General features: G+C 72.8%; 27 protein-coding genes and 1 pseudogene. 9 read left to right on the top strand and 19 right to left on the bottom strand.

Going from position 1 to position 24,180, the window contains the following annotated elements:
* Positions 1-256: 256 nt before the first annotated feature.
* The 3 genes from AB0K82_RS32535 to menD all read left to right on the top strand — a co-directional run bounded on the left by AB0K82_RS32535 (position 257) and on the right by menD (position 3,938).
* A complete protein-coding gene (locus tag AB0K82_RS32535; protein WP_252781354.1) occupies positions 257-1,156 on the top strand; it encodes a 1,4-dihydroxy-2-naphthoyl-CoA synthase in 900 nt (299 codons plus the stop codon).
* Positions 1,157-1,287: 131 nt separating this feature from the next.
* Positions 1,288-2,280 carry an o-succinylbenzoate synthase gene (locus AB0K82_RS32530; protein ID WP_364404415.1) on the top strand — a complete coding sequence of 331 codons (993 nt, stop codon included), beginning with the start codon at positions 1,288-1,290 and terminating at the stop codon, positions 2,278-2,280.
* Complete coding sequence (menD, locus tag AB0K82_RS32525; protein WP_364404413.1) at positions 2,277-3,938, top strand: 2-succinyl-5-enolpyruvyl-6-hydroxy-3-cyclohexene-1-carboxylic-acid synthase; 1,662 nt, start codon at positions 2,277-2,279, stop codon at positions 3,936-3,938. Before AB0K82_RS32530 ends, menD begins: the two co-directional genes overlap by 4 nt.
* A gap of 136 nt (positions 3,939-4,074) precedes the next feature.
* Here menD and AB0K82_RS32520 read toward each other — a convergent pair whose 3' ends face one another.
* The 9 genes from AB0K82_RS32520 to AB0K82_RS32480 form a co-directional block, all read right to left on the bottom strand.
* A complete protein-coding gene (locus AB0K82_RS32520; protein WP_364404411.1) occupies positions 4,075-5,859 on the bottom strand; it encodes an ABC transporter ATP-binding protein in 1,785 nt (594 codons plus the stop codon).
* On the bottom strand, positions 5,856-7,694 hold the full coding sequence (locus AB0K82_RS32515; protein ID WP_364404409.1) for an ABC transporter ATP-binding protein: 1,839 nt from the start codon (positions 7,692-7,694) through the stop codon (positions 5,856-5,858). Before AB0K82_RS32515 ends, AB0K82_RS32520 begins: the two co-directional genes overlap by 4 nt.
* A complete protein-coding gene (locus AB0K82_RS32510) occupies positions 7,691-8,131 on the bottom strand; it encodes a MarR family transcriptional regulator (RefSeq protein ID WP_364404407.1) in 441 nt (146 codons plus the stop codon). The genes AB0K82_RS32515 and AB0K82_RS32510 overlap by 4 nt, the downstream gene beginning before the upstream one ends.
* Positions 8,132-8,217: 86 nt before the next feature.
* Entirely contained in the window at positions 8,218-9,369 is a 1,152-nt protein-coding gene (locus AB0K82_RS32505) for a winged helix DNA-binding domain-containing protein (protein ID WP_364404405.1), read from the bottom strand.
* 54 nt (positions 9,370-9,423) lie between these two features.
* The gene (locus AB0K82_RS32500; protein WP_364404403.1) at positions 9,424-10,011 is read right to left on the bottom strand and encodes a Uma2 family endonuclease; all 588 of its coding nucleotides are present in this window, start codon (positions 10,009-10,011) and stop codon (positions 9,424-9,426) included.
* An 83-nt stretch (positions 10,012-10,094) separates the two neighbouring features.
* The gene (locus AB0K82_RS32495) at positions 10,095-10,883 is read right to left on the bottom strand and encodes a tyrosine-protein phosphatase (RefSeq protein WP_364404402.1); all 789 of its coding nucleotides are present in this window, start codon (positions 10,881-10,883) and stop codon (positions 10,095-10,097) included.
* A gap of 105 nt (positions 10,884-10,988) precedes the next feature.
* Entirely contained in the window at positions 10,989-11,132 is a 144-nt protein-coding gene (locus tag AB0K82_RS32490) for a hypothetical protein (RefSeq protein WP_364404400.1), read from the bottom strand.
* A 67-nt stretch (positions 11,133-11,199) separates the two neighbouring features.
* Positions 11,200-12,027: an ABC transporter permease gene (locus tag AB0K82_RS32485; RefSeq protein ID WP_364404398.1), complete on the bottom strand. Its 828-nt coding sequence runs from the start codon at positions 12,025-12,027 to the stop codon at positions 11,200-11,202.
* Positions 12,024-13,007, bottom strand: coding sequence for an ATP-binding cassette domain-containing protein (locus tag AB0K82_RS32480; RefSeq protein WP_364404396.1), 984 nt, complete (start codon positions 13,005-13,007; stop codon positions 12,024-12,026). The genes AB0K82_RS32485 and AB0K82_RS32480 overlap by 4 nt, the downstream gene beginning before the upstream one ends.
* Before the next feature lie 101 nt (positions 13,008-13,108).
* Here AB0K82_RS32480 and AB0K82_RS32475 point away from each other — a divergent pair, with 101 nt between their 5' ends.
* On the top strand, positions 13,109-13,873 hold the full coding sequence (locus AB0K82_RS32475) for a TetR/AcrR family transcriptional regulator (RefSeq protein WP_364404394.1): 765 nt from the start codon (positions 13,109-13,111) through the stop codon (positions 13,871-13,873).
* Positions 13,874-13,880: 7 nt separating this feature from the next.
* Here AB0K82_RS32475 and AB0K82_RS32470 read toward each other — a convergent pair whose 3' ends face one another.
* Positions 13,881-15,107: an isochorismate synthase gene (locus tag AB0K82_RS32470; protein ID WP_364404392.1), complete on the bottom strand. Its 1,227-nt coding sequence runs from the start codon at positions 15,105-15,107 to the stop codon at positions 13,881-13,883.
* Between the two features lie 183 nt (positions 15,108-15,290).
* The gene (locus tag AB0K82_RS32465) at positions 15,291-15,695 is read right to left on the bottom strand and encodes a VOC family protein (protein ID WP_364404390.1); all 405 of its coding nucleotides are present in this window, start codon (positions 15,693-15,695) and stop codon (positions 15,291-15,293) included.
* Positions 15,696-15,757: 62 nt separating this feature from the next.
* Between AB0K82_RS32465 and AB0K82_RS32460 the strand changes: the two genes are divergently transcribed.
* Positions 15,758-16,201, top strand: a complete 444-nt coding sequence (locus AB0K82_RS32460) for a MarR family winged helix-turn-helix transcriptional regulator (protein WP_364404388.1) — start codon at positions 15,758-15,760, stop codon at positions 16,199-16,201.
* On the opposite strand, the gene AB0K82_RS32455 is transcribed toward AB0K82_RS32460, so the two are convergent.
* From AB0K82_RS32455 to AB0K82_RS32445, 3 genes and pseudogenes are all read right to left on the bottom strand, one after another.
* Positions 16,198-16,686 (bottom strand): zinc-binding dehydrogenase, encoded by a 489-nt coding sequence (locus AB0K82_RS32455; protein WP_364404419.1) that lies wholly within the window; start codon positions 16,684-16,686, stop codon positions 16,198-16,200. The genes AB0K82_RS32460 and AB0K82_RS32455 overlap by 4 nt on opposite strands.
* A 211-nt stretch (positions 16,687-16,897) precedes the next feature.
* Positions 16,898-17,089: pseudogene (locus tag AB0K82_RS32450) on the bottom strand (alcohol dehydrogenase catalytic domain-containing protein); the annotation flags it as partial.
* A 200-nt stretch (positions 17,090-17,289) separates the two neighbouring features.
* Positions 17,290-18,090 (bottom strand): methyltransferase domain-containing protein, encoded by an 801-nt coding sequence (locus AB0K82_RS32445; RefSeq protein WP_364404386.1) that lies wholly within the window; start codon positions 18,088-18,090, stop codon positions 17,290-17,292.
* A 91-nt stretch (positions 18,091-18,181) separates the two neighbouring features.
* Here AB0K82_RS32445 and AB0K82_RS32440 point away from each other — a divergent pair, with 91 nt between their 5' ends.
* A complete protein-coding gene (locus AB0K82_RS32440; RefSeq protein WP_252781336.1) occupies positions 18,182-18,499 on the top strand; it encodes a metalloregulator ArsR/SmtB family transcription factor in 318 nt (105 codons plus the stop codon).
* The gene (locus AB0K82_RS32435) at positions 18,496-19,425 is read left to right on the top strand and encodes an SRPBCC family protein (protein ID WP_364404384.1); all 930 of its coding nucleotides are present in this window, start codon (positions 18,496-18,498) and stop codon (positions 19,423-19,425) included. Before AB0K82_RS32440 ends, AB0K82_RS32435 begins: the two co-directional genes overlap by 4 nt.
* On the opposite strand, the gene AB0K82_RS32430 is transcribed toward AB0K82_RS32435, so the two are convergent.
* Positions 19,398-20,045: a spermidine synthase gene (locus AB0K82_RS32430; protein ID WP_364404382.1), complete on the bottom strand. Its 648-nt coding sequence runs from the start codon at positions 20,043-20,045 to the stop codon at positions 19,398-19,400. The genes AB0K82_RS32435 and AB0K82_RS32430 overlap by 28 nt on opposite strands.
* A gap of 107 nt (positions 20,046-20,152) precedes the next feature.
* On the opposite strand from AB0K82_RS32430, the gene AB0K82_RS32425 reads away from it, so the two are divergent.
* Entirely contained in the window at positions 20,153-20,386 is a 234-nt protein-coding gene (locus AB0K82_RS32425; protein ID WP_364404380.1) for a CsbD family protein, read from the top strand.
* A 119-nt stretch (positions 20,387-20,505) separates the two neighbouring features.
* On the opposite strand, the gene AB0K82_RS32420 is transcribed toward AB0K82_RS32425, so the two are convergent.
* The 3 genes from AB0K82_RS32420 to AB0K82_RS32410 all read right to left on the bottom strand — a co-directional run bounded on the left by AB0K82_RS32420 (position 20,506) and on the right by AB0K82_RS32410 (position 22,318).
* Positions 20,506-21,003, bottom strand: coding sequence for a nucleoside deaminase (locus tag AB0K82_RS32420; protein WP_364404378.1), 498 nt, complete (start codon positions 21,001-21,003; stop codon positions 20,506-20,508).
* A gap of 138 nt (positions 21,004-21,141) precedes the next feature.
* Entirely contained in the window at positions 21,142-21,612 is a 471-nt protein-coding gene (cynS, locus tag AB0K82_RS32415; RefSeq protein ID WP_364404376.1) for a cyanase, read from the bottom strand.
* 118 nt (positions 21,613-21,730) lie between these two features.
* Positions 21,731-22,318, bottom strand: a complete 588-nt coding sequence (locus AB0K82_RS32410) for a carbonic anhydrase (RefSeq protein WP_364404374.1) — start codon at positions 22,316-22,318, stop codon at positions 21,731-21,733.
* 123 nt (positions 22,319-22,441) lie between these two features.
* Between AB0K82_RS32410 and cynR the strand changes: the two genes are divergently transcribed.
* On the top strand, positions 22,442-23,350 hold the full coding sequence (cynR, locus tag AB0K82_RS32405) for a transcriptional regulator CynR (protein ID WP_364404373.1): 909 nt from the start codon (positions 22,442-22,444) through the stop codon (positions 23,348-23,350).
* Between the two features lie 249 nt (positions 23,351-23,599).
* On the opposite strand, the gene AB0K82_RS32400 is transcribed toward cynR, so the two are convergent.
* A complete protein-coding gene (locus AB0K82_RS32400; RefSeq protein ID WP_364404371.1) occupies positions 23,600-24,178 on the bottom strand; it encodes a TetR/AcrR family transcriptional regulator in 579 nt (192 codons plus the stop codon).
* Between the last annotated feature and the right edge of the window lie 2 nt (positions 24,179-24,180).

Here is a 24,180-nt window from a genome sequence, read left to right as displayed (position 1 = left end):
GTCAGGAGGGTGTTCAGGTCTTGCGTCACAACATGATCTTGAACGCCCTCTCTTCATGCCCGCACACCGGCACGACTTCGGAACTACTCGTCTAGTGCAGTGACGAGATTTGATTGATTCGTCAAATTACTATGTAAAGGCGGGTGCCGTGCCGATACCCCTTGGACACCGGCTACGGAGCCGGACCGCCGACGCGCTTGAATAGAGCGGGCGCCGACAGGCAGCGGGCCGCCGGCGGGCTGGAAAGGAACACCGCATGGTCTCCGAGCTGTTCGACCCGGACGCGTGGAAGGCGGTCGAGGGCTTCGACTTCACCGACATCACGTACCACCGGGCGGTGGACCAGGGCACGGTGCGCATCGCGTTCGACCGGCCCGAGGTCCGCAACGCGTTCCGGCCGAACACCGTCGACGAGCTCTACCGCGCGCTCGACCACGCCCGGATGTCCAGCGACGTCGGGTGCGTGCTGCTCACCGGCAACGGCCCGTCCCCGAAGGACGGGGGGTGGGCGTTCTGCTCGGGCGGCGACCAGCGGATCCGCGGCCGAGACGGCTACCGCTACGCCGAGGGCGAGACGGCCGACACCATCGACCCCGCACGCGCGGGCCGGCTGCACATCCTGGAGGTGCAGCGGCTGATCCGCTTCATGCCCAAGGTCGTCATCTGCGTCGTCCCCGGCTGGGCGGCCGGCGGCGGACACAGCCTGCACGTCGTCGCGGACCTGACCCTGGCCAGCCGCGAGCACGCGCGGTTCAAGCAGACCGACGCGGACGTCGCCAGCTTCGACGGCGGCTTCGGCTCGGCGTACCTGGCCCGGCAGGTGGGGCAGAAGTTCGCCCGGGAGATCTTCTTCCTGGGCGACACCTACGACGCCGAGGCGGCGCACCGCATGGGCATGGTCAACGCCGTCGTGCCGCACGCCGAACTCGAGCGGACCGCGCTGGAGTGGGCGCGGAAGATCAACGGCAAGAGCCCGACCGCCCAGCGGATGCTGAAGTACTCCTTCAACCTCATCGACGACGGTCTGGTCGGCCAGCAGGTCTTCGCCGGCGAGGCGACCCGCCTGGCGTACATGACCGACGAGGCCGCCGAGGGTCGCGACTCCTTCCTCGAGAAGCGCGCGCCCGACTGGTCCCGCTTCCCCTGGTACTACTGACCTCCCGGCTCCGCCCCCGGCGTCGCCCCGCGGCCCGCACGCGGGGCGCCGGAGCCGCCCGGACCTCCGAGATCGTCGGCCCCGGTACCGACCGGCCCGTGCACGAGCGGGGGACACGCGGCCCTAAGGTAATGCGGGAAGCAGCGTCTCCGGACAGGGGGGTCAGGCCATTGCGCGTGTTCGCCATCCCGATGCGCACGCGGTTTCGCGGGGTGACACGGCGAGAGGGGATGCTGGTGCGGGGCCCTGCCGGATGGGGGGAGTTCTCCCCTTTCCCGGAGTACGGCCCGAAGGAGTGCGCCCGCTGGCTCGCCGCGGCCCGGGAGGCTGCGCATGACGGATGGCCCGCGCCGCTGAGGTCCCGGATCCCGGTCAACGTCACGGTCCCGGCGGTCGACGCCGAGACCGCCCACCGGATCGCCGCCGCGTCCGGCTGCCGTACGGCCAAGGTGAAGGTCGCCGAACCCGGGCAGCCGGAGGCCGACGACCTCGCGCGCGTCGAGGCGGTCCGCGACGCGCTCGGCCCCGGCGGGAAGGTCCGGGTGGACGCGAACGGCGCCTGGGACCCCGACACCGCCGTCCGCATGCTGCGGCTCCTCGGCGAGCTGGAGTACGCCGAGCAGCCCTGCGCGACGCTGGACGAGCTCGCCGCCGTACGCCGCCGCGTCGAGACGCCGATCGCCGCGGACGAGTCGATCCGCCGTGCCGAGGACCCGCTGCGGGTCCGCGCGGCCGAGGCCGCCGACGTCGTCGTGCTCAAGGTGCAGCCCCTGGGCGGGGTACGCGCCGCGCTGCGCGTCGCCGAGGCGTGCGGGCTGCCGGTGGTCGTCTCCAGCGCGGTGGAGACCTCGGTCGGGCTGGCCGCGGGCGCGGCACTGGCCGCCGCGCTGCCCGACCTGCCCTACGCCTGCGGGCTCGGCACCCTGTCGCTGCTGGAGGGCGACGTCGTGTCCGACCCGCTCACGGTGACCGACGGCGCGATCGACGTGCGCCGTCCCGAGGTGGACGAGGACGCCTTGCGGCGATACGAGGTGGACGGCGCGGCCTGGCGACGGCGCGCGGGTGACGCGCAACGGGAGCTGGGCGGAGCGCCACTGGTGACGGACGCAGAGGCGGCTCGATGAACCCGGCGACCGCGCTGGCGACCGTGCTGGTCGACGAGCTGATGCGCTGCGGGATGACCGACGCAGTCCTGGCGCCGGGTTCCCGGTCCGCGCCGCTGGCCCTGGCGCTGTACCAGCAGTCGAAGATCCGGCTGCACGTGCGGATCGACGAGCGGTCCGCGTCGTTCCTGGCGCTCGGCATCGCCAAGCGCAGCGGCCGCCCGGTCGCGGTGATCTGCACGTCGGGGACGGCGGCCGCCAACTTCCACCCGGCCGTCGTCGAGGCGCACGAGGCCGGGGTGCCGCTGCTGATCCTGACCGCCGACCGGCCGCCGGAGCTGCGCTACACCGGCGCGAACCAGACGGTCGACCAGGTCAAGCTGTACGGCACGGCGGTGCGCTGGAGCTGTGAGGTCGGTACACCGGAGGAGCGTCCGGGCATGGTGGCGTACTGGCGGTCGCTGGCCAGCCGCGCCTGGCACGCGGCGCAGCAGCCCGACCCCGGCCCGGTCCACCTGAACCTCGCGTTCCGCGAGCCGCTGATCCCCGACGGGGACGAGGACTGGTGCGAGCCGCTGGACGGCGACGTCACCGGCGCCTGGACCAAGGTGCGCGCGGCGACGCCCGGCTCGGTGCTGCACGTGCCCCCGACCCGTCGCGGCGTCCTGGTCGTCGGCGACGGCGCCGTCAACGTCAAGCGCTATGTCGCGGCGGCGTCGATGGCGGGCTGGCCCGTGCTGGCCGAGCCGAACGGCAACGCCCGCTACGGCGACCACGCCCTGTCGGCGCACCACTTCCTGCTCGGCGTGCCCGAGTTCGTCGACCGGCACCACCCGGACGTCGTCGTCACGCTGGGCAAACCAGGGCTGTCGCGTCCGCTGCTGTCCTTCCTGCGCCGCGCCGAGCAGCACGTCGTCGTCTCCCCGTCGCTGGCGCGCTGGCCGGACCCGGTCCGGTCGGCCACACAGGTGGCGCAGGAGGCGGAGATCCCGGTCGTGTCGGGCGACGACTCGTGGCTGAAGTCCTGGCGGACCGCCGACCTGATCGCGCGCAACGCGGTCGACTCGGTCCTGGACTCCACCGACGAGCTGACCGAGCCGAGGCTCGCCCGGGACCTCGTCGCGGCGATCCCCGGCGGCTCGCTGCTGCTGGCGGCGGCGAGCATGCCGATCCGCGACCTGGACCAGACGATGCACCCGCGCCGGGGCATCCGCATCCTCGCCAACCGCGGGGCCAGCGGCATCGACGGCCTCGTCTCCACGGCGATGGGCGCCGCGCTGGCGCACGGCAACCGCGCCTACGCCCTGCTGGGCGACCTGGCCTTCCTGCACGACCAGAACGGCCTGGTCATCGGTCCGCAGGACCAGCGGCCCGACCTGGCCATCATCGTGATCAACAACGTCGGGGGCGGGATCTTCTCGCTGCTGCCGCAGGCGTCGTTCCCCGAGCCGTTCGAGCGGGTGTTCGCCACGCCGCACCAGGTGGACATCGCCTCGATCGCGGCGGCGCACGGCATCCCGTACGCCCGGCTCGAGTCGCTGAACGACCTGTCCAAGGTCGTGGCCAAGGAGGGCCTGCGGATCGTGGAGGCACGGACCGACCGCGTGGCCAACGCCGAGTTCCACGCCCGGATGCGCGAGGCGGCGCAGGACGCGGTCCGGTCGCTCCTCGGCGTCTGAGCCCGTCTAAGGCCGTCTAAGGCCGTCCGAGGTCGGGCCGGCGTCGCCCGGCCCCTCCGGCGCCGCCCGGCGGTCGGCATCTCCCGGCCGCCCGAGCGTTTCCCAAGGGGCCGAGGCCGCTCGGCGTCCGGGCCGCTCAGCCGGTCTCGTACGCCTTGGCCTGCAGGGTGAACAGCTCGGCGTAGCCGCCGCCGCGGGCGAGCAGCGTCTCGTGGTCGCCCACCTCGGTGATCCGGCCGCCGTCCAGCACGATGATCAGGTCGGCGGTGCGCGCGGTGGAGAACCGGTGCGAGATGAGCAGGGTGACGCCGCCGGCCCGGCGTCCGGACCGGGACAGCGCGGAGAACCGGGTGAACAGCTCGGCCTCGGCGGCGGGATCCAGGCTCGCGGTCGGCTCGTCCAGAACGGTCAGCAGGGGGTCGGTCCGCATCAGGCCGCGGGCGAGCGCGATCCGCTGCCACTGCCCGCCGGAGAGCTCCTCGCCGCCGGTGAACCAGCGGCCGAGGGGTGTGGCGAGCCCCTCGGGCAGCCGGGCGGGCAGGTCCTCGGCGCCTGCGGTGGCCAGCGCGGCGCGTACCGCGGCCTCGTCCTCGATCCGGGGCAGGTCGCCGATGCCGACGGCCTCACGGGCGATGAGGTTGGGGCGAACGAAGTCCTGGAACGCCGCCGTGGTCCGGGTGCGCCACCGGTCGGGGGAGAGGCCGGCCAGGTCGGCGCCGTCGACCAGGATCCGCCCGGTGGTCGGCCGGTACATCCCGGTCAGCAGCTTGACCAGCGTCGTCTTGCCCGCGCCGTTCTCCCCGACGATCGCGACGGTCGCCCCGGCGGGCAGGTCCACGGTGAGATCGTGGAGGACGTCCTCGGCCGCTCCCGGGTAGCGGAAGCCCACGCCCTCCAGGCGGAGGCCCGTACGGAGACGGTCGGGCACCGGAGCCTCGCCGGGCGTCCGGGTCTCCTTTTCGACGTAGTCCTCGAGCCAGGCGAGCCGCCGGGCGGTGCGGACGGCCGTGGCGAGGGACCCGGCGGTGTCGGAGGCGCCGGCGACCTGGCGCTGGGCGCGTCGCATCAGGCTCACGGCCATGACGACCTGCCCGGGGGAGGTGTGCCCGTGCGCGGCCCGCAGGACCAGCACGATGATGACGCCGACGAAGGCGACGGCGTATCCGGTCCAGCCCAGCGCCTCCCACGCCGCGCCGCGGATCGCGCCCCGGACGTCGCGCCGGCGGGCGTCCTCGGTGAGCGCTGCGTGGCGGGCCGCCAGCGCGTCGGTGACGCCGTACGTGCGCAGTTCCTTGGCGGTCTCGGCCGTGGTGGCGAGGGTGAACAGGTCGCCGATCAGCCGCCGGACCGGGGCGAGCTCGTCGCCGGTGCGGGCCTGGACGCGCCCGGCCCGCCGGTCGGCCAGCGCCGGGATCAGCCCGAACAGCGGCACGAGCATGACCGGGGGATACACGGTCGCCAGCAGCAGCATGATCACGCCACCCCGGATGACCACCTGCCACGCCCGGAGCAGCTGCCGGGGCGCGGTCGCCAGGCTCCGGCGGTCGTCGCGAAGCTGGTCGACCTCCGACAGCAACTCCTGGCGTTCGAAGTGCTCCAGCCGGGGCGCGGTGCTCAGCAGCAGCGCGACGCGCTCGGAGACGAACAGGTTGAGGCGGTCGGTGAGCGTCCAGTTTCCGGTGACCGACAGCGTGGTGAGCGTCGTCGCCGCGGTGAAGAGGATCGCCACGACGGCCACGCCGAAGGTGATCTCATCGGAGCGGTGCGCGAGCGCCCCGTCGACCATGTAGTGAAAGCCGAGGGGGAAGGTCGCCGAGGCGACGGCCCCGACGGTGGCCGCCGCGAACGCCCACAGCAGCGTCATGGGCGCCGCCCGCCAGGCGGTGCCGATCAGGGTCGTGAGGGCGGGAGTGCCTTTCACCGGCGTGCCTCCCGGCTCGGTGCGAAACGGGCGGCCTGGAGCCGGAACATCTCGGCGTACGTGCCCCCGGCCCGCAGCAGCTGGTCGTGGCTGCCGGACTCGGTGATGCGGCCGCCGTCGAGGACGGCGATCCGGTCCGCCCGGCGGACCGTCGAGAAGCGGTGCGAGATGATCAGGCTGGTGACGCCCTCGGTGATGGTCAGGAAGCGGCCGTAGAAGCGGGCCTCGGCGCGCACGTCGAGCTGGGCGGTCGGTTCGTCGAGGACGAGGACGCCCGCGCCTCGCTCGACGGCGTACAACGCCCGCGCGAGGGCGATCCGCTGCCACTGCCCGCCGGACAGGTCCCGGCCGCCGTCGTACTGCGCGGACAGGATGGTGTCCCACCCGTGTGGGAGGTCCGCGATCGGTTCGGCGGCACCGGCCCGGCGCGCCACCGCCGCCAGGACCTCCGGGTCGGCGGGCTCGCCGGCCAGGCCCATCGTGACGTTCTCGCGGGCCGTGAGCGGCAGGCGGGTGAAGTCCTGGAAGACCGCGGCGACGTGCCGTTGCCAGTCCCGTACCGGGAACTCCTCCAGGGGGACGCCGTCCACGAGCAGGCGGCCCGCGGTCGGCGTGCGCAGGGCCGCCAGCAGCGAGATGAGCGTGCTCTTGCCGGCCCCGTTGACGCCGACGACGGCCGTGGACCGGCCGGCCTCCAGCACCAGGTCCAGATCCCGCAGCACATCGCGGTCGGTGCCGGGATAGCGGAACGAGACACCTTCGAACCGGATCTCCCGGTGCGGTCGCCCGGCCACGGCCCGCCCGCCGCCCGCGGGCACCGGGGCGGGCCGCAGGTCGGTGGTCAGCGCGTCCAGGTCGGGGACGGACGACAGCATGGTCTCCAGCGCGATGTCGGCCGCCGTCAGCCCGCCGACCTGCATCGTGGCGGGCAGCATGGTGAGCATCGTGACGAGCGTGCCCAGCGGCAGCGTGTGGTGGTACGCGGCCGTGCCCAGGGTGACGGCGGCGGTTCCGTACCCGGCCAGGATCAGCACGGTGGACATGGCGATCCGGCCGTTCAGCCGCCGTATCTCCGCGCCGGCGGGCCGCATCGCCTCGGCGTTGTGCTCCCGGTAGTTGCCGACGAGCCAGCGGCCGAGGCCGAACACCCGGACCTCCTTGGCGGCGGCCGGGCGGAAGGCCAGGTGAATGTAGTACCAGCTGCGCCGCAGCGGTTCGGTGGCCTTGCGGAACGTCGCGATCCGCGCTCGGACCAGCGCCCGCAGCGGCCGCCGGACCAGCAGCCACATGACGAACAGACCCAGCCCCAGCCACCACCGGAAGCCGGCCAGGACGGCACAGGCGACCACGCCCGAGAGCCGGTCGCCGAGCTGCCCGATCAGCGTCATCGCCGCCCCGGCGGGCTGGTAGGCGGACAGCTCGCCGCGCGCGGACGCCAGCCGGTCCAGCACGGCCGGGTCCTCCAGGTGCGTGATCCCGGCGGGCGCGCAGACCGCCTCGATCAGCCGTGCCTGCTGCATGGCGCTCATCCTCGCCTGCACCATCGCGGTCAGGACGTCCTCGGCGGGGCCGCGCAGCAGCGACAGCGCGTACAGCAGGCCGGCCACGGTCAGCCGGGTCAGCAGCACCTCCCCGTCGTGTCCGCCCAGCCCGGACCGTACGGCCGCCGGAACCGCGCCGACGGTCCGCCCCATGGCGATCAGGACGAGGTTGGGGATGAGTCCCTCGGCGAGCATGAAGACGACCGCGCCGGTCAGCAGGCCGGGCGAGCCGACGGCCAGCGCCTTCAGCACGCGGTAGCGCGGCGAGTCCCGCAGTGCCGCCGGCGGCCTCACGGGGCGACCGCCTGGTCGTCGTCCCACGAGACGAGGGACTCCATCAGCTCGCCGGCCAGCCGCAGCAACTCCCGCTCGGCCGGGGTCAGCCGCTCCTCCATCCGGCGGGCCAGCCAGTCGGTCCTCGCCCGCAGATGGTCGTCCAGACGCCGCCGGCCCGACTCGGTCAGCCTGATCCGCAGCCGTCTGCGGTCGCCCTGATCGGGGACCCGGTCGATCAGGCCCTCCTCCTCCAACCGGGACAGTGTCCGCGTCATCGTCTGCGGCTCGACCTTCTGCAACTCGGCCAGCGTCCCGGGCGTCAGGGCCCCCGCTCGGTCCAGGTAGGACAGCACGCTGACCATCGACAGGCTCAGCCCGTCGCGCGGCCGCTCGGCCCGCATCCGTTGCGCCAGGCCGTTCACCGCCCGAGCGACCACCTCTGCCACCTCATCCATGGTGGCAGAATATAGTTCGTAGCTGCGTACGAGTACTACCGATTTTTCGCCTTTGATGGCCAGAACAAGTTCGCTGCTACGTACCGTCAGTCCGACGAGTCGCCGATCCGGATGTCGTGGTCGGCTCCGTCGGCGGCGAAGGCCAGGAGCCGGGCGCCCTCCTCGAGCAGCGCCGTACGGTCCCGGGCGGACAGCGGCGCGTACGGTTCGACGGTGAGGACGGCGCGGTCGCGCTCGCGGGTGATCCGCCAGGTGCCGTGGACGAAACCGTCGATGAGGTACGTCGGCCGCGGGGAGTCGTTCGGAGTGGCGAGCCGGCCGCGGTGGTCATCGGAGAGGACGCGCGTACGGTCCGCGTGCGACCGGAGCAGGTTGTCGTACTCGGGAAGGAAACGGGGTGGAGCGGGCGTCTCCGGGTCGGGGCGCGGCGCGTCGGGCAGGTCGAGCAGTTCGGTGCCGTTCTCGTCGCGGAAGGACAGCAGATGCGGCCGGAGCCGGTCGATCACCTGGCGTTGCCGGGTCAGACCGGACCAGGTCTGCAGGTCCTTGACGGAGGCCGGCCCGTACGCGGCCAGGTAACGGAGCACCAGGTCCTCCGGCGAGGGGTCCGGCGACAGGGACCGGCCCAGCCAGGCCTCGGCCGACGTGTGCACGGCCTGCCCGCCCCGGCCCCAGACGCCCCGGGGCGGCAGTTGCACGAGCGGCACCCGGGTGCGCACGACCGCCGTGAGCGCGCCGGGGTCGCGGTCCGGCAGGGCTTCGCCGAGCGCCGCGCCGAGGTCGGCGAACGTGCGAGGCCGTTCCTCGACCAGCGTCCGGCCGAGAGTCGCGACCTGCTCGATGTCCAGCCCGGCCAGGTGCCGGCCGTAGCCCGTCTTGAGGGCGCGGTCGAGCACGGGCTGGACGAGCGGACGCAGCTCCAGGAGGTCGGCCGGGCTGACGAGGTGGATCGTCCCGCGGATCAGTGTGCTGCGGACGAGGTCGCGGCCGTTGATCCGGTCGGCGAGCTCGTCGGTCCGGAACCCGGCCAGCCGGGTCCACAGTCCGACGTACGGCGCCAGCGGCGCCTGGGCCTGCATCGCGACCAGACGCTCGACCGCCCGGACCGCCGGCAGGGTCTCGCGGGCGAGCAGCAGTTGGCGGGCGAGCAGCGCCCGGTTCAGCGCCCGGCGGCCGAGGACGCCTCCCGCCTCAGCGGCGGGGGACGGTGCCGGTCCGGGGGAACGAAGCATAGCCATGGCCGACACCGTACGGGGGAATGCGGCCGGTTTGCGGCCGCAATGATCACTCGGTCACCGGTTGCGGAACCGGCCCAGATCGAGATCCAGGTCGACGTCGAACCCGATGTTCGTGCGCACCCGGCCGTGATGAACGCCGGTCGGCACATACGCCCGGATGGACGGATCCAGCTCGTACGTGTAGACGACCGGCCGGTGCCCGTCCCGCTCGACCCGCCACAGATACCTGATCCCGGCCTCCGAGTACTTGATCGGCTTGGTGAACCGATCACGGTCCTCGGAGTCCGGAGAGACGACCTCGACGACGAGCCGTACCTCTTCGGGGAGGTAGTACGTGCGGTCGAGGTCGTCGGGCCGCTGGTCCGCCACCACCATGACGTCGGGCTCCGGACGCTGCCGCAGGCCGAGCTTGACCGTCATCTCCCGTACCACCGTGAGGCCCTCGGGCGGACGGAGGCCGTGCCGTGCGTCGGTGAGCAGATTGACCACCAGCATGTGGAACTTGGTCTGCGGTGACATCAGGACGAGGGCTCCGTCGATCAGCTCGACATGCTTCGGGGCGTCGGGCGGAAGGGCGTCCAGATCGTCCGACGTCCAGCCGCCCTCCGGCCCGGGGTAGAGCCACTCGGGCAGTGAGGTCATAACAGACATGATTCCCCAATGCTCGGCGCTGGTGGCTTGAGCAGGACCCTAACACGTAGAGCGATGACTCGTCACGGAAAGTGTCAATCTCCGTCTCGGAGGGTGGCGCGGAGGGCGGCGGTGTCCTCGTCGGTCCAGCCGTGGCGTTCGAGCCAGCCGAGGGGGCCGTCGTGGCGTTCGTCGATGACCGCGAGGAACTTCTCCATCGTCTGCGGGTGCGGCATGTGCGTGTCGGCGGGCCGGGAGTCGAGGTCCTGGGCGTAGACGGGGCTGGAGCGCAGGCGGGCGAGGATGGCCTCCAGGCGCTCGCCGGTCGCCGCGTAGTCGGCGACGATCTCCTCGCGGGGCACGCCCGCGACGTGCAGGGCGAAGGCGACGACGACGCCGGTGCGGTCCTTCCCCGCGGCGCAGTGCACGATCGACGTGCCGCCGGCGATGACGCGGAGCGCGCCCACGACGGAGTCGGGGCGGTCGGCGAGGTAGCCGAGGTAGTGCCCGACGGAGCGGTCGCTCTCCGGGCCGGCCTCCTGGCGGCTCTGCCAGGGCAGGATCTTGTCGGTGTCGAGCGCGTCGGCCTCGACGTCGGTGTACCGGCCGCCCTCGGTGAACAGGGACAGATGGTGGATCGTGACCGTGGGCACGTCGGTCAGCGGGCCGGGGCCCGTGAGGTTCACCTCGGCCTCGCTGCGCAGGTCGATGACGTTGCGCAGGCCCAGGTCCGTGGTCAGGCGGTGGACGTCGGCCGGGGTGAGGTCCTGCAGGTTGTCCGAGCGCAGCAGCGCGCCGGGGCGGATCGCCCCGCCGTCGGCCGTGGGCAGGCCGCCCAGGTCCCGGACGTTGACCGCGCCCTCCAATTCGATCCATTCACTCATGATCTGGACCTTATCCGGCATGGATGACCGTTCCACGTCGCGAGGGCGCGTGCCGATCGGCGGAACGGTGACGGGGCGGGGCGTCCGCGCCCCGCCCGGGCACGGTCAACGTCCTCCGACGTGTTCGCGCAGGAAACGAGCCGTGGCGGATCCGGTCGCCGAGACGATCGAAGAACCGGTCGAGGCCGAGCCCGACCTTCTTTTGTTCTGGCGCGCGCCGATGATGTCGATGAAGCCGGTGTCGGTCACCGTTCCTCCAGGTCGAGATCGTCCGCCGTACGGAGGCCGGCCGGCCCGGGGACCGGCCGGTGGCGGGTCAGCGGCTCAGCCGCCGGAACCGCCGTACGGACAGGGAGAAGAAGATCAACGTGATCAGCGCCGGCCACAGCACGGCGAGCAGCAGTGAGTGGCGGGCGGCCCAGGAGTCGCCGCCCCAGCCGGGATTCCCGAACAGCTCCCGGGCGGCCGACACGGTGGCCGACAGCGGGTTCCACTCGGCGATCGTCCCGAGCCAGCCGGGCATGGTGGACGGCGCGGCGAAGACGTTCGACAGGAAGCCGACGGGCCAGACCAGGATCTGAACGGCCGCGAGCAGCTCCGGGTTCGCGGCGACGAGGCCGAGGTAGATCCCGGTCCACAGCAGGGCGAATCGCAGCGACAGCAACAGCGCGACCGCCAGAAGCGCCCGTCCCGCGCCGTCGTGCCAGCGCCAGCCGACCGCCAGCCCGCAGGCGAGCATCAGGGCGAGGGCGAGCGCGGAGTGCAGCAGGTCGGCGGCGGCCCGGCCGGTGACGACCGCGGAGGAGGCCATCGGCAGGGAACGGAACCGGTCGGTGACGCCCTTGGTCGCGTCCCCGCTGACCGCGGCGAAGGTCGTCTCCAGCCCGAACGCCATCGTCATCGCGTACATCCCCGGCATCAGGAACTCCGCGTATCCGCCGCCTCCGGGGACCCGCATCTGCCCGCCGAACAGGTAGCGGAACATCAGGACGGTCATGATCGGGAAGAGCAGGCCGACGACGACCTGGGCGGGTTGCCGTGCCCAGTGCGTCAGTGCGCGGCGCGTCAGCGTCCATCCGTCGGCGAGGGCCCAGCGCAACCGGGTCGCCGGCGTCCGGGGGATCGAGGGCACGTGACCGCTCATGCCGTCACCTCCTGTCCGTCCCGACGGGGGCCATCGGCGCGGTGCCCGGTCAGGTGCAGGAACACCTCGTCGAGGGTCGGGCGCCGCAGCGCGATGTCCTCGGCGTCGACGCCCGCGTCGGCCAGCGCCTGGACGACCTGGGTGAGCGCCGTGGTTCGGTCGCGCACCGGGGCGCCGGCGCGGCGCAGGTCCGGGTCGACGTCGGCGGTGGTCCCGCTGACCCGGCCCAGGAGCTCGGCGGCGGCCGGCAGCGTGGCCGGGTCACGGACGACCACGTCGATCCGGTCGTCCCCGGACCGGGATTTCAGCGCGTCGGGCGTGCCCTCGGCGACGACGCGGCCGTGGTCGACCACGGAGATGGTGTCGGCGAGGTGGTCGGCCTCGTCCAGGTAGTGGGTGGTGAGCAGCACGGTGGTGCCCTCTCGGGCGAGCGCGCGGACGGCGTCCCACATCTCCAGGCGGCCGCGCGGGTCCAGCCCGGTCGTCGGTTCGTCGAGGAACAGCACGTCGGGTGCGAGGATGAGCGCCGCGGCCAGGTCCAGGCGCCGGCGCATGCCGCCGGAGTAACGCCCGACGGGCTTGCCTCCCGCGTCGCCCAGGCCGAAACGGTCGAGGAGCTCGGCGGCGCGGGCCCGCGCGGTGCGCGCACCGAGGTGGTGGAGGCGCCCGAACAGCTCCAGGTTCTGCCGGCCGCTGAGGATCTCGTCCACCGCCGTGCGCTGGCCGAGCAGGCCGATCCGGCCGCGGACCTCGGCGGGCCGGTCGAGGACGTCGAAGCCGGCGACCGTCGCACGCCCTTCATCCGGCCGCAGCAGGGTGGCCAGGATCCGTACGGTCGTCGTCTTGCCCGCCCCGTTCGGCCCCAGCAGCCCGCGGACGGTGCCGACGGGCACCGCGAGGTCGAGGCCGTCCAGGGCGGCGGTGTCGCCGTACCCCTTGCGCAGTCCTTCGGCGACCACCGCCAGGTCGGTCATGGTCATCCCATCCCCTTAACTCGGTACGTTGTACGGAGTGTCGAGCGAACAATACCGTACGGCATACGGAGTTCGATCCGCCGAGAGGGGTTGGAGACAATTACGGGGTGACGACGGAGTACAGCGGCAGCGGCGACCCCACGCGGACCATGGAACTGCTCTGGGGCGTTCAGGCGCGCCCCCGGCGAGGACCGAAGCCGCGGCTGACCATCGAGCAGATCACCCGGGCGGCCATCGAGGTCGCCGACGCGGAGGGCCTGGCCGCGCTGTCGATGCGGCGGGTCGCCGAACGGCTGGGCGTCGGCGCCATGTCGCTCTACACGTACGTCCCCGGCAAGGCGGAGCTGTTCGACCTGATGGTCGACGCCGTCCACGGCGAGCGGTCAGGCCCGATCGAGACGTCCGGCGGCTGGCGGGAGCGGCTGGCGGGGGTGGCCCGCGCCAACTGGGCGCTGTACCGTCGGCACCCCTGGATGCTGCAGGTCGCGACGGTCCGCCCCGCCCTCGGGCCGAACGCGCTGGCGAAGTACGACGAGGAGCTGCGCGCCGTCGAGGGGATCGGCCTGACCGACGTGGAGATGGACTCGGTGCTGACCCTCGTCCTGCAGCACGCGGTCGGCTCGGCGCGCCTGCTGGTCGAGGCGGCCGAGGCGCAGAGCCGTACGGGCATGACCGACGAGGAGTGGTGGGCGGCGCACGCCCCGCTGCTGGCGGAGGTCTTCGAGGCCGACCGGCATCCCGTCGCCGCCCGCGTGGGCGCCGCCGCGGGTGAGGCTCACCAGGCAGCCCTCAGTCCCGAGTACGCCTTCGAGTTCGGTCTCGCCCGGATCCTCGACGGAGTCGGCGCGCTCGTGGAGTCCCGTTCGGCCTGAGGGGGGCTCAGCCCTCGATGGCGTACTGCATGGCGCGCAGCTTGGTCTGGGTCTCGGCGAGCTCGGCGGCCGGGTCGGAGCCGGCGACGATGCCGCCGCCGGCGTACAGCCGGGCGCGCGGTCCCCCGATCTGCGCGCACCGCAGCGCGATGCCCCACTCGCCGTCGCCGCGGGCGTCGATCCAGCCGACGGGCCCGGCGTAGCGGCCGCGGTCCATGGCCTCCAGCTCCCGGATCAGGGCGAGGGCGGGGTCGGTGGGCGTGCCGCCGACCGCGGGCGTCGGGTGCAGCGCACCGACGACGTCCAGGACCGAGCGCTCCTCGTCGAGCCGGCCGCGTACGGGCGTGGCCAGGTGGATGAGGTTGGACAGACGCAGGATCTCCGGCTCGGCGGGCACCGTCAGGTCCGAGCACAGCGGGGCCAGCGCGGCGCGGACCATGTCGGCGGCGTAGGAGTGCTCCTCGCGGTCCTTGGCCGAGGCGAACAGGGTGGCGGCGCTGGAGTCGCCGTCCGAGCCGCGCGCGATGGTCCCGGCCAGCACGAGCGACTCGACCTGACCGCCCATGCGCCGGACCAGGAGCTCGGGCGTCGCTCCGACGAGCCCGGCACAGGCGAAGGTGTAGCAGGAGGGGAAGCGGTCGGCGAGACGCCGCAACAGGATCCGGCTGTCGATGGGTTCGTCGGCCACGGCCAGCAGGTCGCGGGCGAGGACGACCTTGGACAGGTCGCCCGCGCGGATGCGCTCGACGGCGGCGGCCACGGCTCGCATGTGCCGCGGCGCGGTCACCTCGCCGTCGGCCCACCGGATGCCGGTGGGCGGCGCCGGGGGACGCAGGAGGGTCAGCGGGTCTGCGCGCTCGCCGATCGTGGTGTACCAGGCGTGGCCGTCCCGGCGGCCGAGGACGGTGCGCGGCACGATCAGCACCGAGTCCCCGGAGCGAGGGTCGAAGGAGAAGCTGCCGAAGGCGACCGGCCCGGAGCCGGGCACCTGGAGGGGATCCTCGACCGTCGCGGCGTCGAAGAGCGCCGCGAGCCACTGGCGCGCCCACGTGAAGCGGTCCTCGCCCGCCGGCACGGCGACACGCGCGGCCTCGCCCCAGCCGACGAGCCCCTCACCGTGCCGCACCCAGGCCAGGGCGGTGGAGTGGGGGAGTCGTGCCAGCAGGTCCTCCGGCGCGCGCACGGGGACGGTGCGTACGGCGAGCCGCTCCGGCAGTCCAACAGCGAGGGTCACGAGATCCCACTGTACGGGAGATTTGAACCCGTTCAAACAGCAGGGTCCCCTGCGATTCGCGAGATTCCGCGCGGCGGTTCCCGCCTGAGGTGATGCCCGGAATGCAGGGTAGCCGCCCCGTCTGGCGTTAAACATCGCCGATGTCGGCTCTTGCCGGGGTCGCCCGCGGCCGGTGGCGCGGGCTCAGTACGCCTGCAGCTCCAGCAGGTTCCCGTCGGGGTCGCGGACCAGGGCGTTGCGGAGGGCCGGCCCCCACTCCGGGCGGTCGGCCGGGGCCGCGACCGGGCGGCCGCCGTGGCGCAGGCACAGCGCGTATCCGGCGTCGACGTCGGCGACCCGGCCGACGACCATGGTGCGGTCCTGGGCCGGCGCGTCGGCGGGCAGGTCCGCGGTGCCCGCGACCGCGGCCATCGCGGCGCGATCGAAGAGCGCGAGCAGGCCCTCGTTCCCGACGTCCCAGCTCGCGTACGGCCCGGCCGCGTCGCCTCGGGCCAGCGTGGCGCCGGTCAGCTCGGGCAGCACCGCGTCATAGAACCCGAAGCACTCGGCGAACCGGCCGACCAGCAGGCGGGGATACAGCACGTCCACGACGACCTCCCGAATAGTAGGTGAAGACCCATCATTGGCGTGCACCCTACACTTGGCGGATCATGGAGGAGACACCGCCCAGCCTGCTGGCGCTGACCCCCTACCTGCTGTCGCGGGTGGGGAAGACGGCGCGCGGCCGGATCGCCGAACGCCTCACGGCCCGCGAGATGCGTCTCTGGCACATGACCGTCCTGGCCGCACTGGCCGACTTCGGTCCGCACGCGCAGCGCGACCTCGCCGCCCGCCTGAGAATCGATCCGAGCGACGTGGTGAAGGTCCTCGACGAGCTGGCCGCCGCGGGCCGGGTCGAGCGGGCGCGCGACCCGGCCGACCGGCGCCGCGTGACCGTGACGATCACCGCCGCCGGCCGCATGGCCCTCTCGGAGCTGACCACCGACGCGTCGGCCGTTCAAGAAGAGGTCCTGGCCCCCCTCGACGAAGGCGAGCGCGCCGTGCTGCACTCGCTACTGCGCCGGATCTTCACCCATCTGCACAAGGGAACCTAGGGGGCGATGACGGTGGCGCCCGCGGCGGGCGCGGTGTCCATCGCCGCCAGCGCGGCCGGCGCGTCGGCCAGGCCGATCGTCCGGGTGACGAGCAGGTCCGGCCGCAGCGCGCCGGACGCGACCATGGCCACCATCGGGCCGTAGGCGTGCGCGGCCATCCCGTGACTGCCGAGGACCTCCAGCTCCAGCGCGATGACCCGGTGCATCGGCACGACGGCGGGCCCGGCGGCCGGGGGCAGCAGGCCCACCTGGACGTGACGTCCGCGGCGGCGCAGGCTCTCGACCGACGCCGCGCAGGTCGCCGGGCTGCCGAGCGCGTCCAGGGACACGTGCGCGCCGCCGCCGGTGATCTCGCGGACGGTCTCGGCCACCCTGTCCGGGCCCTCCACGCAGGCGGCGGCGCCGAAGCGGCGGGCCAGTTCCAGGGCGCCGGGGGAGACGTCGACCGCGACCACCCGGGCCCCGCACGCCGCGGCGATCATCACCGCGGACAACCCGACAGCCGTGCACCGCCACCCACGCGCCCGGTCCCACGCGCCCCTGCGCCGTGACGGCCCGGAAGGCGGTCGCGAACCGGCAGCCCAGCGCGGCCGCCGTCGCGTACGGCAACTCCTCGGGCAGGGCCACGAGGTTGACGTCGGCGTTGTCGATCGCGACGTACTCCGCGAACGATCCCCAGTGGCTGAAGCCGGGCTGCGTCTGCCGCTCGCAGACCTGCTGGTCGCCGGCCGCGCACGCCGCGCACCGGCCGCACGCGCACACGAACGGCACCGTCACCCGGTCGCCGGCCCGCCATCCGGTGACGTCCGGGCCGGTCGCGGCGACGACTCCGGCCAGCTCGTGCCCGGGTACGTGCGGAAAGTGCGTGATGTCGGGGTCGTGGCCCATCCATCCGTGCCAGTCGCTGCGGCACAGCCCGGTGGCCTCGACCCGGATCACCGCCCCGGCGCGCGGCGGTTCCGGATCGGGCACCTCTCGTACCTCCGGAATCAGCCCGAACCCGTCGTACGCCACCGCCCGCACCGGCACGCCCCTTCCTCGACTCCCGGCTCACCGTATAGCGGCGCCCGACCGGGCGGGAACGCGTGTCAGCGCGTGCCGTGGGCCAGGAGCGCGTGGGCGGGTACGCGCACGCGCCCGCTCCGCACCGCGTGCGGCTTCAGAATCCCGTCATAGGCCTCTTTGACCCGCGCGATCGTCGCGGCGTCCTGCCGGGCGAGGACGACGCCGTTCGAGCCGACTCGCGCCATCGCCCCGGTTCGCCACCATTCCTCCGGTTCGAACTCGAAGTCCCAGGTCAGCTCCTGCACCGCGACGTCGCGGAACACCCGGCCCACCAGATCGCCGAACGCGTCCGGCCGGCCGTACTCCAGGAACGGGCTGAGCGGCACGTCGTCCGGCCACGGCACGCCCACCTGGTCCATCGCGTCGCGGACCAGCGCGAGCACGCCGCTGCCGGGCATCGTCCAGCACGTCAACGCGACCCGGCCGCCCTGCCGGAGCACGCGGCGCAGCTCCCGCAGGGCGGTCTCGGGCTCGCCGACGTGGTTGATGACGAAGTTGCCCGTGATCGCGTCGAACGCCGCGTCCTCGTGCGGTAGGACGGGCAGCACCGCGACCCGCACGTCCGCCTCGGGCGCGTTGCGCGCCGCGGTCCGTGCCATCTGCGGATCGGCGTCCACGGCCGCGACGATCGCGCCCCTGCGCAGCGCGCCGGCCGCGACGATCCCTGGGCCCGTGCCCAGGTCGAGCACGCGGCGGTCCGCGCGCACCCCGGCCGCGTCCAGCAGTGGCTCGACCGCATGGGCCGTCAGCCGGGCGAAGCCCTGCTCGTACGCGTCGGCTCGGCCGGCCCACAGCTCACGTTCGTACGCGTCGAATTCGGTCACGAGCGGCAGCGTACGGGTCCCGGCCGCCCCGGATGGGCCGACGCTGCTGTATTCCTTGACAGGAATATAGCTGTGCCGTTATGTTCCCTGGGTGAGCACGACCTTCGACGTACTGGCCGAACCCGCCCGCCGCCGCATCCTGGACCTGCTGCTCGAGCGTCCCCGTCTGGTCGGGGAGCTGACCGAGGCCCTCGGCCTCACCCAGCCCGGCACTTCCAAACATCTGAGGGTCCTGCGTGAGGCGGGTCTCGTCAGGGCCCGCCCCGAGGCGCAGCGCAGGTGGTACGAGCTGCGCCCCGAGCCGCTGGCCGAGGTGGACGCGTGGCTGGCGCCCTACCGGCGGCTGTGGTCCGACTCGCTCGACGCACTGGAACGCCACCTGGACACGATGGAGACCGACGACACATGAACCCGACCATGCAGACCGCGGACGGCCGCAGCGTCCTCCGGTTCGAACGCCGCCTCAGGCATCCGGTGGAGAAGGTCTGGCGCGCCCTGACCGCCCCGGCCCATCTCGCGCACTGGTTCCCCTCCGAGGTCGAGGAGATCGACCTGCGCCCCGGTGGGAAGATCCGCTTCAAGCAGGAGTTCCAGGAGCTCCCGCTGGGCTCCGGGGAGATCACCGAGCTCGATCCGCCGCACGTGCTGGCCTTCACCTGGTACGAGGATCCGCTCCGCTGGGAACTGCACCCCGACGGCGAGGGCTGCCTCCTCGTCTTCACCCACACGTTCACCGACCGGCCGATGGCCGGCAGCTTCGCCGCCGGCTGGGACGCCTGCCTGGCCTCGCTGGACTCGGCCCTGGCCGGCGCTCCCACACCGCCGGTTCCGGAGGACTACGCCGCGCGGCACGACGGGTACGCCGAGGCGTTCGGCCTGGACGAAGGCGACCTGATCGAGGACGCCGGGGGCTGGACCATCCGGTTCGAGCGGAACGTCCCGCACCCCATCGAGAAGGTCTGGCCGGCGCTCGCCGGTTCCGGGGCCGCCACCGGCGGCACCCCGCCGCCCGGGGCCACCGTCGATCCCGTCGCGCCGGGTGAGGTGACCGAGGTCGACGCGCCAGGGCTGCTGGAGTACGTCTGGCCGTCCGGCGACGACGCCCTCGGGCGCGTGCGATGGAAGCTGACCGGCGGCCACCCGGCGGGCACCCGCGTGGTGCTCACCCACACCGGACCGGCGGAGGAGCGCGGCCGGTGCGCCGCCGCCCTGGCCGCCTGGCACCTGCGGCTGCGGTCGCTGACCGACCGGCTGCGCGACGCGGAGCGCCCCGGCTCCGGTGAGGACGCCGGAGAGCTGGAACGCCGCTACGCCGCCCGGGTCGCGGCCAGGTAGACGACGTCGGGTTCGCCGCGCGCGACCTCGACCGGATGCGCCGACACGTCGGCGAACCGCTCCCGCAGCCGATCCGCGAACGCGGTGACGGCGGCGGCGCTCCACACCGCGAGGACGCCGCCGGGGCGCAGCCGGCCCGCCAGCAGGTCCAGCCCCTCGGGACCGTACAGCGCGGCGTTGCCCTGACTGACCGTCCACTCCGGGCCGTTGTCGATGTCCAGGCAGATCGCGTCGTACGGCTCGCCGGGCGCGCGCAGCCAGTCCAGGAGATCGGCGCGCTCGACGCGTACGCGCGGGTCGTCGAGAGCGCCCTCGGAGTACGGCCGGAGCGGGCCGGCGTGCCAGCCGATCACCGCCTGCTCCCGCTCGATGACGGTCACCTGCCGGGTGTACGGCGAGCGTACGGCCTCGGCGAGGGAGAAACCCACGCCCAGCCCGCCGATCAGCAGATCGGCCGGGCGGGCGAGGCGGTCGAGGGCCGCCCTGACCAGGAGGCGCTCCGACGCGCCGGCCCGGGTGTCCATCAGGAACACGCCGTTGCTGATGATCTCGAAGTGCTCGCCGTCGCCGCGTAGGACCAGCTCGCCGTGCGGGCCGATCCGCCGATCGTGGACCTCCATGAGCCGCCAGCCTACTCTTCAAGATCGCCGATCGGTGGCGTGAGTGACCGGTGACGGAGAGCCGTACGCCGAGGTCGAAGAACCGAATAGGTCGTCAACGAAGGGGAATGACCAGCCCGTACAGCTTCGTACGGAAGGGGGAGCCGATGGGTCTCCTGGACAAGCTGAAGAACAAGCTGGAGAAGGCGAAGGGTCGCGGCAAGGAGGCGGCGGGCCGAGGGGCCGGCGATCCGTACCTGGAGTCCGAAGGACGCAGGGACCGCATGAAGGGCGGCGCCAAGCAGGTCGGCGAGCAGGTCAAGGACGCCGCGAAGGAGGCCCGTCGCACCTTCAAGCGGTAAGGGGCCGGGAAGTAGGAAGGTTGCCGCCCGCCGTGCGGGCGGCAACCTTGTTGAACGAGTTGCGCGCCGGTCGAAAGGCGCCGTCGCGGGTGGAGCGTCGTTCGGGCCCGATCACCTGGTCACGCGGTGGGGGCGCCCGCGACGCGGCGCTCGCCGCCGTTGCGCTCCTGCCAGAACCGGTACACCTCGACGGCCTCCTCGCGTGCCTCGTAGCGCATCGGCATCCGGCGCTCCTGCCAGGGCTTGGCGATCTCGTCGTAGAAGGTGTTCAGCTCGAAGTACTTACGGTCGTCGACGTAGTGGGGCTCGTAGGCGTCGCGGGTGGTGAGGAAGACGACCTCGTCCGGGGAGCAGTAGTACAGCGCTCCCAGGCACATCGGGCAGGGGTGGGCGAGCACGTAGATGGTGGAGCCGGTCAGGTGCTCGGTGCCGAGCTTGGTGCAGGCGTCGCGGATGGCGAGGATTTCCGCGTGGGCGGTGGGGTCGCCGGTCTGGGCGACCTTGTTGGGGCTCTCGGCCAGGATCTCGCCGTCCTTGACGATGACGGTCGCGAACGGGCGGCCGCCCTCGGCGACGTTCTGGCGGGCGATGTCGATGGTGCGCTGGACGAAGTCCACGGAGGTCCTCCGGAGGTTGGCTGGGCAGGCCGCCGGCAGGCGGCCTGGCGGGGTTCGGGGAACGGGTGGGACGGGCCGGAAGGCGGTTTCCGGCCCCCCGTCGCCACCCGTCTGTGCCGCCGTTTCGGTGTCGGATCGTCAGAAGGGCTTGGTCGGCAGGTACTTGCCGTTCAGGGTGATGACGGCGCGCTCGCCGCCCTCGGGGTCGGCGACCTTCTTCACGTCGAGCTTGAAGTTGATCGCGGAGATGATGCCGTCGCCGAACTGCTCGTGGATCAGGGCCTTGAGGGTCGTGCCGTAGACCTGGAGCATCTCGTAGAAGCGGTAGATCGTCGGGTCGGTCGGGATCCGGTCCGGGATCGAACCGCGGGTCGGGATGGTCTGCAGCAGCATCGCCGCGTCCTCATCCAGGCCCAGCAGCTCGGTCACGGCCTTGGCGGACTTCTCCGGCAGCGGGTGCTGGCCGAGAACGGCGGCGGTGGTGAAGGCCACCGACAGACCGGCGGCGTCGGCGATCTGCTGCCAGGAGAGGTCCTTACGGGTCTTGGCCTCCACGGCGGCGGCGGCCAGGGCCTCGCGAGCGGTCGGGTCGAACTGTGCGTGCACCATGATCAGTACGTCCTTCTCTCAGGTGGGCCACTTCACGAGCAGGAGATGCGTGCGGAGTGGCGAGCGGATACGGGGTCCCCGGCAGGCTGTCGCGGGCGGGAGACCGAAGCCGGGAGGGTCAGGCCGCGAGCACGGGGCCGGCGGCGGTCAGGTTCTCGACGCGGCCGGTGGGGATGTCGTAGACCCAGCCGTGCAGGGCGACCTTCCCCTCCGCCAGGGTGCGGGCGACCGAGGGGTGGGTGACCAGGTTCGCCAGCTGGGCGAGCACGTTGTTCCGCACCAGGACGGGGACGTCACCGCCGGCGGTGGTGCGGGACCGGGAGGCGTCCGCGTGCCGCAGCCAGGCGGCGACCGCCGGGGCACCGCTGAGGTCGTGGCCCTCGGCGAGTACGGTCATCGCGCCGCACGCCGAGTGGCCGCAGACGACGATGTCCCGCACCCCCAGTGCGGCGACGGCGTACTCGATGCTCGCCGCCACCCCGTCGGCTTCGGGGCTGTAGGCGGGCACCAGGTTGCCGGCGGTGCGGATGACGAACAGATCACCCGGCTCGGCGCCGGTGATCAGCTCGGGGACGACGCGGGCGTCGGAGCAGCTGACGAACAGCGTGTGCGGCGTGTGATGTGTGGCCAGATGGGCGAAGAGCTCCGCCTTGGCCGGGAAGACGTCCCTCTGGAAACGGGCGACGCCCTCGGCGAGGTCCTGCACGGGTCACTCCCTTCGGGTGATCGGCCCCTACGGGCTGACGAAATCCACTATGCATGACCTGTGCTTATAGCGTCCAAGAGCTGTTGGCCATAGAAGCTATTGCCCATATCTATAGTTGTTCCCATGGCTGTTCTCGAACTACGCCACCTGCGCTATCTGCTCGCCGTGGCCGAACACGGAAACTTCACCCGCGCCGCCGAGGAGCTGCACATCTCGCAGCCCACACTCTCCCAGCAGATCAAGCAGCTGGAGCGGACCCTGGGCGTACAGCTGCTGGACCGCACCGGCCGCACGGTACGGCTCACCGACGCCGGTGCCGTCTACACCGACCACGCCCGGCGCGCACTGCGCGACCTGGCCGCCGCCGAACGCGCCGTCCACGACGTCCAGGACCTCTCCCGCGGCCACCTGCGCCTGGGCGTCACCCCCACCTTCACCGCCTATCTGATCGGCCCGCTCACCGCCGAGCTCCGCACCCGCCACCCCGGAGTCAGCCTCACCCTGGCGGAGATGACCCAGAACCGCATCGAAGCCGCCCTGCTCGCCGACGACCTCGACCTCGGCATCGCCTTCGCCGGCCCCCACCTGCCCGGCGTAACCGCCACCGCGCTGTTCACCGAGACCCTCAGCCTCGTCACCGGAAACCCCCGCGCCCAGACGATGCCCAGACCGCTACCGGTCCGCGCCCTCGAGGACGAGCAACTCGCCCTGCTCAGCGGCGACTTCGCCACCCGCAGCCACATCGACGCCTACTTCGCCCGTTACCGGGCCGCCCCTCGCATCGCGGTCGAGGCCAACTCCATCCAGGCCCTTACCGAGATCGTCCAGCGCATCCCGCTGGCCACCGTCCTGCCCGACGCCATCACCCACGACCATCCCCACCTCACCCCCGTCCCCCTCGACCCGCCTCTGCCCACCCGCACCGTGACCCTCCTGCACCGCGAGGGCGCCTACCGCAGCGCCGCCACCCGCGCCTTCACCGAGCTCACCCGCGACCTCGTCCGCACCCGCGGCTACACCCCGCCCGTGTGAACCGCGGGCACGGGGCAGTTGGTCATATCCGGCCGAAAATTCCCCCTTGTCACAGGTGCACGACCTCTTCGAGCTCGGGCAGACCCGCTTTCCCAGCAGGGCGTCTCGACCAGCCTGAAGACAAGCGAGCCATACTGGTAATTTAGGAAGCGGTGCGGGCACGGCCGCCGCGTACGCCGGTGCTGTGGTCGGACGAACTGCGGCACTGCGCCAAGCGGTAGGGAACCAGCCGACCGGAGGACTCCCGGCTCACGCGGATCGGGTGCTGAGGTCGAAGAGGACGACCAGCTCGTCCGCGCACCGGTCGGGGTCGAGGCCGGCCGAGAGCAGCGGCGCCACGCTGTCGATCGAGGCGCGCAGCGCCGTCGCCATGACCTGTGGATCGAAGGGGCGGAACGCCCCGGTGCGCTGCCCGTGGCCGAACAGGTCCGCCAGCCGACGCACGGAGTCGATGTGGTGCCGTTCCCAGTCGCCCAGACCGCCGCCCAGGAGGATCTGCTGCAGCGCCCGCACCTGCGGCGAATGGCCGGCGATGAACGCCACGTTCGCCCGGATGACGGCGGTGAGCAGCTCACGGGCGCCGGTCGCGGCGTCGAGGGCGGGCCGCATGTAGCTCTCGGCGTCGGCGACGACCTGGTCGGCGACGGCCGCGAACAACGCGTCCTTGCTGGAGAAGTGGTAGGTGATCAGCCGCTTGCTGCTGAGCCCGGCCACCTGGCAGATCGCCTCGAACGTGGTCGCCTGGTAGCCGCGCTCCGCCAGCAGGGCGATCGCCGTACGGATGATCTGCTCCTTGCGGGCCGCGGTCGCCGCCTGACGGGTGGTCATGG

This window comes from Actinoallomurus sp. NPDC052274 (assembly GCF_040679475.1).
Taxonomy (GTDB): Bacteria; Actinomycetota; Actinomycetes; order Streptosporangiales; family Streptosporangiaceae; genus Actinoallomurus; species Actinoallomurus liliacearum.
This window is presented reverse-complemented; position numbering and strand designations above follow the sequence as displayed.

Bases quoted from the DNA above. Each gene is read 5' to 3' on its own strand.
- AB0K82_RS32535 (WP_252781354.1), top strand. From the start codon at position 257: ATGGTCTCCGAGCTGTTCGACCCGGACGCGTGGAAGGCGGTCGAGGGC.
- AB0K82_RS32425 (WP_364404380.1), top strand. From the start codon at position 20,153: ATGACCAGCCCGTACAGCTTCGTACGGAAGGGGGAGCCGATGGGTCTC.
- menD (WP_364404413.1), top strand. From the start codon at position 2,277: ATGAACCCGGCGACCGCGCTGGCGACCGTGCTGGTCGACGAGCTGATG.
- AB0K82_RS32430 (WP_364404382.1), bottom strand. From the start codon at position 20,045: ATGGAGGTCCACGATCGGCGGATCGGCCCGCACGGCGAGCTGGTCCTA.
- AB0K82_RS32500 (WP_364404403.1), bottom strand. From the start codon at position 10,011: ATGACCTCACTGCCCGAGTGGCTCTACCCCGGGCCGGAGGGCGGCTGG.
- AB0K82_RS32505 (WP_364404405.1), bottom strand. From the start codon at position 9,369: ATGGCTATGCTTCGTTCCCCCGGACCGGCACCGTCCCCCGCCGCTGAG.
- AB0K82_RS32510 (WP_364404407.1), bottom strand. From the start codon at position 8,131: ATGGATGAGGTGGCAGAGGTGGTCGCTCGGGCGGTGAACGGCCTGGCG.
- AB0K82_RS32530 (WP_364404415.1), top strand. From the start codon at position 1,288: ATGCGGGAAGCAGCGTCTCCGGACAGGGGGGTCAGGCCATTGCGCGTG.
- AB0K82_RS32495 (WP_364404402.1), bottom strand. From the start codon at position 10,883: ATGAGTGAATGGATCGAATTGGAGGGCGCGGTCAACGTCCGGGACCTG.
- AB0K82_RS32460 (WP_364404388.1), top strand. From the start codon at position 15,758: ATGGAGGAGACACCGCCCAGCCTGCTGGCGCTGACCCCCTACCTGCTG.
- AB0K82_RS32480 (WP_364404396.1), bottom strand. From the start codon at position 13,007: ATGACCATGACCGACCTGGCGGTGGTCGCCGAAGGACTGCGCAAGGGG.
- AB0K82_RS32400 (WP_364404371.1), bottom strand. From the start codon at position 24,178: ATGACCACCCGTCAGGCGGCGACCGCGGCCCGCAAGGAGCAGATCATC.
- AB0K82_RS32485 (WP_364404398.1), bottom strand. From the start codon at position 12,027: ATGAGCGGTCACGTGCCCTCGATCCCCCGGACGCCGGCGACCCGGTTG.
- cynR (WP_364404373.1), top strand. From the start codon at position 22,442: ATGGCTGTTCTCGAACTACGCCACCTGCGCTATCTGCTCGCCGTGGCC.
- AB0K82_RS32435 (WP_364404384.1), top strand. From the start codon at position 18,496: ATGAACCCGACCATGCAGACCGCGGACGGCCGCAGCGTCCTCCGGTTC.
- cynS (WP_364404376.1), bottom strand. From the start codon at position 21,612: ATGGTGCACGCACAGTTCGACCCGACCGCTCGCGAGGCCCTGGCCGCC.